Origin of the sequence: Microcoleus sp. B3-D2, from assembly GCF_036705345.1 — a bacterium.
GTDB lineage: Bacteria > Cyanobacteriota > Cyanobacteriia > Cyanobacteriales > Microcoleaceae > Microcoleus.
The window spans coordinates 1-6,062 of record NZ_JAUBUG010000096.1 but is presented as its reverse complement, the minus strand read 5'-3'; the positions used below and the strand labels follow the sequence as shown (position 1 = coordinate 6,062).

Sequence of the window (6,062 nt, the reverse complement as noted above, 5' to 3'; positions counted from 1 at the left end):
CGGCGACGGCAGCGACAACTGTGCAGGCGACGACGGCGACGACAGCGTTAGCGGTGGTGCTGGCGATGATACCGTAATGGGCGGTGTCGGCAGCGACAACTGTGCAGGCGACGACGGCGACGACAGCGTTAGCGGTGGTGCTGGCGACGATACCGTGATGGGCGGCGACGGCAGCGACAACTGTGCAGGTGACGACGGCGACGACAGCGTTAGCGGTGGTGCTGGCGACGATACCGTGATGGGCGGTGCCGGCGACGATACCCTCGTGACTGGCGACGGCAATGACATGGCAGGCGGCGGCGACGGCGACGACAGCGTTAGCGGCGGCGGCGACGGCGAGGATACGCTGATGGGCGGCGACGGCAACGATACGCTGATGGGCGGTACTGGCAACCATACCTGTATCGGCGGTGGTGGAACTGACGTGTTTGCCATGAGTGACACTAACTCTGGGGTAAGTGCAGTCATCAGTGACTACGAAGACGGCATAGACAAGTTTATGCTGATTGACGGCTTGAACTTTAACAGCTTGAGCTTTGTACAAGTCGAGGCCAATACCGAAATTCGGGTCAATAACACGACGCTGGTGCGATTGTCGAATGTCAACGCAACGCAGATCGATGCTGGCGACTTTTTAGGAGTTGATCCTCAAACTCAAACTCCAAATCAAACTCCAACTCAAACTCCAACTCCAACTGCGAACCCGATTTTTAACCCTCCGCGAGTCGGAGCTAATAAGAACGGCGTTGCTGGTTCCAGCGGCGGCGAGCAAAAAATTAATCGTGAGTCGTTGGAGTATGTCGATGACCAGCAAGGTCCTGGCGGCATAGTCTACACGATAACCGAGCTGCCCGATCCTACAACCGGCCAACTATTCTTTAAGGGAGCCCCCGTACAACCCGGTTCGACCTTCACTCAAGCAGACATTAACGAAGGCTTTGTAAGTTTCAAAGCGACAGTAGGTTATGAGGGTGAGGCTGGTTTTGGTTTTAAAGTTAGCAACGGCAGAAATGAGTTCCGCGGCCAGCGTTTTAGCTTGATAGTCGAGCAAAATGTCTTTAACTTTGCTGGCACTCAACAAGCTCAAGTTATTGTCGGTTCTGCGACGCTGGATAACGACATCGAAGGCAGCGATGCTGACGATGACATTACAGGCGGTGAAGCCAACGACAGAATCATCGGCGGCAAAGGTAAGGACACAATTAAAGGCGGCAATGACGATGACGATATCGACAGCGGTGATGACGATGACGATATCGAAGCTGGCGGCGGCAATGACAAATTAAAAGCAGGCAAAGGCAACGACACAGTTAAAGGCGGCGATGGCGATGACGATATCGACGGCGACGATGACGATGACGATATCGACGGTGGCATCGGCGATGACACAGTAGTAGGCGGTGCTGGGAATGACGTATTAACCGGAAATGAGGGCAATGACACGATCGAAGGCGGCCTAGGAACCAATACTCTAATTGGAGGTGGTGGAAGGGATCGCTTTATTTACCAAACTTCCCGCGAAGATATTACAACAGTTGCAGAAGCTGACTTACTCTCTGACTTTAATGTCACTGAGGATGTTTTAGAGTTTTCTAACGCAGCTTTTAGTCTCAACGCTTCTATCTTGACCCAAGTGGAGATTACTGCTAATTCTACTTTTGGGTCGATCGGCGGCGCTAATTTGCTCGACTTCACCGCGGATATCACTGTTAACAGCATCGCGAGTTTGCAAGCGCGGTTTTTAGAGTTGGGCGGCAACCCAGACGTGCCTATTTTCTGTCAGTTTATAGATGCCGATACCGGCCGTTTGGTTCTGGTATATGGTTTTGGGGCGCGCTTTGATATTGTGGCCAGTTTCTCGGCGACCATCCGCCTGGAGGTCAGTAACTTTGTCTTCACGGGCCCGCCACTAAATATTCCTGTCGGTACTGCCGGCCCTGACAATGTGGATTTCACCACTTCTCCGGCCGCAGTTAATTTCGATGGTTTAGCAGGCGATGACAACATTGTCGGCAGCAATTATAACGATAGCCTCAAGGGCGGCGACGGCAACGATATCATCACCGGCGGCCTCGGTTTGGATATCATAAGCGGCGGCAGTGGTGCTGATCTCTTTGTTTACAGGGGAACTAAAGAAGGTGGCGATAAAATTGCCGACTTTACCTTTGGCACTGACAAATTCCAGTTTACTGCGAGCGCTTTCGGCAATTTGACTACGACTAACTTTGACGGTGTTAGCGGGGTTTCTCCTGACATTACTGGCAAAGAATTCGTGATTTTCACGGGCGGAAGTTATGCCTCTTTGGAAGCTGCACAAGCTACAGCCCTGGGCAATTCTACAACTGCTGGTTTCTTCGCATTTACTAATGCCTCGAACGAGACTGTGTTGTATTTTGACTCGAACGGTACCGTAGCCGGTGGTTCTACCTTGATTGCGAATTTAGGTACTGCTGCTAGCAATCTGGGAACGGCGGACTTTGTATTTACAGGTACGATCGCCTCTTCTGATAATGCGACTACTACCAACTCAGGCAGCATTGTTGATTTAACTGCTGCTGGGAACACTTACCCGAGCGACTTTAACAATTTCGGTTCAGGTGCTGGCGGCTACAACTTCACCACTCCTGTGTTATTTACCGGAGATGCTAATGCTAACAGCGTCACTGGTACTGAGTTTGCTGACATCTTCAGCGGCGGTTCTGGTGCAGATGTTGTGACTGGCGGTGCTGGTGCGGATCTGTTTGTTTACAAAGCAACAGGCGAAGGCGGTGATACAATTACCGACTTTACCTCGGGAACTGACAAATTCCAGTTTACCGCGAGCGAATTCGGCAATTTGACTACGACTAACTTTGACGGTGTGACGGGTTCAAATCCTGACATTACTGGCCAAGAGTTAGTGATTTTCACAGGCGGCAGTTATGCCTCTTTAGAAGATGCACAAGCTACAGCCCTGGGGAATTCTACAACTGCTGGTTTCTTCGCATTTACTAATGCGTCGAACGAAACGGTGTTGTATTTTGACTCGAACGGTACCGTAGCCGCTGGTTCGACGCTTATTGCGAATCTGGGTACTGCTGCTACCAATCTGGGAACGGCGGACTTTGTATTTACAGGTACGATCGCCTCTTCTGATACTGGTACTACTACTACCAACTCAGGTAGCGTTGCTGATTTAACTGCTGCTGGGAATACTTTCCCGACCGACTTTAACAATTTCGGTTCAGGTGCTGGCGGTTACAACTTCACCACTCCTGTGTTATTTACCGGAGATGCGACTGCTAACAGCGTCACTGGTACTGAGTTTGCTGACATCTTCAGCGGCGGTTCAGGTGCAGATGTTGTGACTGGCGGTGCTGGTGCGGATCTGTTTGTTTACAAAGCAACAGGCGAAGGCGGTGATACAATTACCGACTTTACCTCTGGAAGTGACAAATTCGAGTTTAGCGCGAGCGCTTTCGGGAATTTGACTACGACTAACTTTGACGGTGTAAGTGGTTCAAATCCTGACATTACTGGCCAAGAGTTAGTGATTTTCACAGGTGGCAGTTATGCCTCTTTGGAAGATGCACAAGTTACAGCCGTAGGCAATTCTACAACTGCTGGTTTCTTCGCATTTACGAATGCCTCGAACGAAACGGTGTTGTATTTTGACTCGAACGGTACGACTGCCGGCGGTTCTACCTTGATTGCAAATCTGGGTACTGCTGCTAGCAATCTGGGAACGGCGGACTTTGTATTTACAGGTACGATCGCACCTTCTGCCAATGGTACTTCTCCGACTGGTACTACTACCAACTCAGGCAGCGTTGCTGATTTAACTGCTGCTGGGAATACTTTCCCCGTCGCCTTTAACAATTTCGGTTCAGGTGCTGGCGGCTACAACTTCACCACTCCTGTCTTGTTTACCGGAGATGCGAGTGCTAACAGCGTCACGGGTACTGAGTTTGCTGACATCTTTAGCGGCGGCAGCGGTGCAGATATTCTGACTGGCGGTGCTGGTGCGGATCTGTTTGTTTACAAAGCAGCAGGCGAAGGCGGTGATACAATTGCCGACTTTACCTCTGGAAGTGACAAATTCCAGTTTACCGCGAGCGAATTCGGCAATTTGACTACGACTAACTTTGACGGTGTGACGGGTTCAAATCCTGACATTACTGGCCAAGAGTTAGTGATTTTCACAGGCGGCAGTTATGCCTCTTTAGAAGATGCACAAGCTAAAGCCCTGGGCAATTCTACAACTGCTGGTTTCTTCGCATTTACTAATGCCTCGAACGAAACAGTGTTGTATTTTGACTCGAACGGTACCGCAGCGGGTGGTTCTACCTTGATTGCGAATCTGGGTACGGCTGCTAGCAATCTGGGAACGGCGGACTTTGTATTTACAGGTACGATCGCCGCTTCTGCCAATGGCACTACTGTGACTGGTACTACTACCAACTCAGGCAGTGTTGCCGATTTAACTGCTGCTGGAAATACTTTCCCCCTCGCCTTTAACAATTTCGGTTCAGGTGCTGGCGGTTACAACTTCACCACTCCTGTCTTGTTTACCGGAGATGCGACTGATAACAGCGTCACGGGTACTGAGTTTGCTGACATCTTCAGCGGCGGTTCTGGTGCCGACATTTTCAACGGCGGTTTGGGTAACGACAGCATTTCCGGCGACGATGGTAATGACAGCCTCTTCGGCGGTGGCGGTAGCGATACTCTCAACGGCGGCATCGGGAATGACACTTTAATCGGTGGTGTGGGAACCAATGTTCTCAACGGCGGTGCTGGTTTGGATGTGTTTGTGTTCAGCGGAACTACTGCTGACGGCGGGGATTTCATTACCAATTACAGCATTACTGATGATGTAATTAACCTCGACAGCACTGGTTTTGCAGCCTTTACAACCGGATCTGGGCCTTTGAGTTCGAGTTTCTACGCTTACAGCAGCACAGTGTCTGATGTAACTGTGTTTGAAGCAACTTTAACCGGGCCGTCCATCATGGCTATCTACGACGGTTTGTCTACTAAACTGTATTACGATAGCAACGGTTCTACGGTTGGTGGTAACAGTTTGTTTGCCACTGTCGATGTCAATTTGGGACCGACCGGTAATACTGAATTGTTCTTGTTCTAAACGGCAAGAATACTAATCGGGATATCGGCGGTACGGTTAGGGACACAGCCATGCTGTGTCCCTACAAGATACGGGTAAGGACACAGCCATGCTGTGTCCTTTTTTTTGGTAATTGTTAAACAATTTAGTCGCTCTTTTTTGCGTAGGTAAAGGGCTTTGCTGTGTCCTCTTTGGCCTAGTTGTCGATGGTTGGAGTCGATCGCGCGATCGGGCAATTCCACCATCCAATCCGGTTGATTTTATATCAATTCCGGTTGCACCGGAATTATTGTTGACTGTTGACTGTTGACTGTTGAAGGAGGGGTCGAAAAACTGAATGATAGTTGAGTATTGACTGTTGATTCGATTTTTCAATTCCGATGCTAGCGGAGTTGATTTTACCCGTTACGCGAAATAAGGACACGGCAGTGCCGTTTCCCTACAATTAATCGGGCGGTGGTTAAATCCGATTGGGCGATCTTTTTTGGGTAAGGACACGGCATTCCCGTGCCATTATTTTGTTTCTCAACCTGTCCTTATTTTGTTTCTCGCCGCTGCCGCCATTTGCTGCTAATAACATCTATCACCGTGACTACAACTAACAGCACTAACATCATTGTTGTTGCTTTGTTGTATTCAAAAGATCTGATATAATTCACCAATTCAAAGCCTATTCCGCCAGCGCCGACGACTCCCAACACCGAAGCCGCCCGGATGTTATACTCAAACATCCATAGCGTATAACCCAATGCTAGCGGCAATACTTGCGGGAAAATTAGGAATTACGTAGAAAATCTACAATAAAGGCACTTCGGCGCCGCTTACTGTAGAAATTACGGACAACATCTCAAATGCTCGGCGCTTCGGCGCAGCACTTACGGTGTAAGGATTCAGGTCAGGTGAAAAGCAGTAAAATCTATACGGTGTAACCATTCGAGCGAATAATCATCTAATATCC

At 49.6% G+C, this 6,062-nt stretch carries 3 protein-coding genes; 1 reads left to right on the top strand and 2 read right to left on the bottom strand.

The annotated features are described in order from the left end of the window. Positions 1 to 5,125: cadherin-like domain-containing protein (locus QUB14_RS25675; RefSeq protein ID WP_333297366.1), on the top strand; the 5,125-nt coding region annotated here is incomplete at its 5' end. Between the two features lie 36 nt (positions 5,126 to 5,161). Here QUB14_RS25675 and QUB14_RS25670 read toward each other — a convergent pair. Further along, positions 5,162 to 5,479 (bottom strand): hypothetical protein, encoded by a 318-nt coding sequence (locus tag QUB14_RS25670; RefSeq protein ID WP_333220550.1) that lies wholly within the window; start codon positions 5,477 to 5,479, stop codon positions 5,162 to 5,164. 161 nt (positions 5,480 to 5,640) lie between these two features. Beyond that, a complete protein-coding gene (locus tag QUB14_RS25665) occupies positions 5,641 to 5,880 on the bottom strand; it encodes a hypothetical protein (protein WP_333220580.1) in 240 nt (79 codons plus the stop codon). Positions 5,881 to 6,062 lie beyond the last annotated feature (182 nt).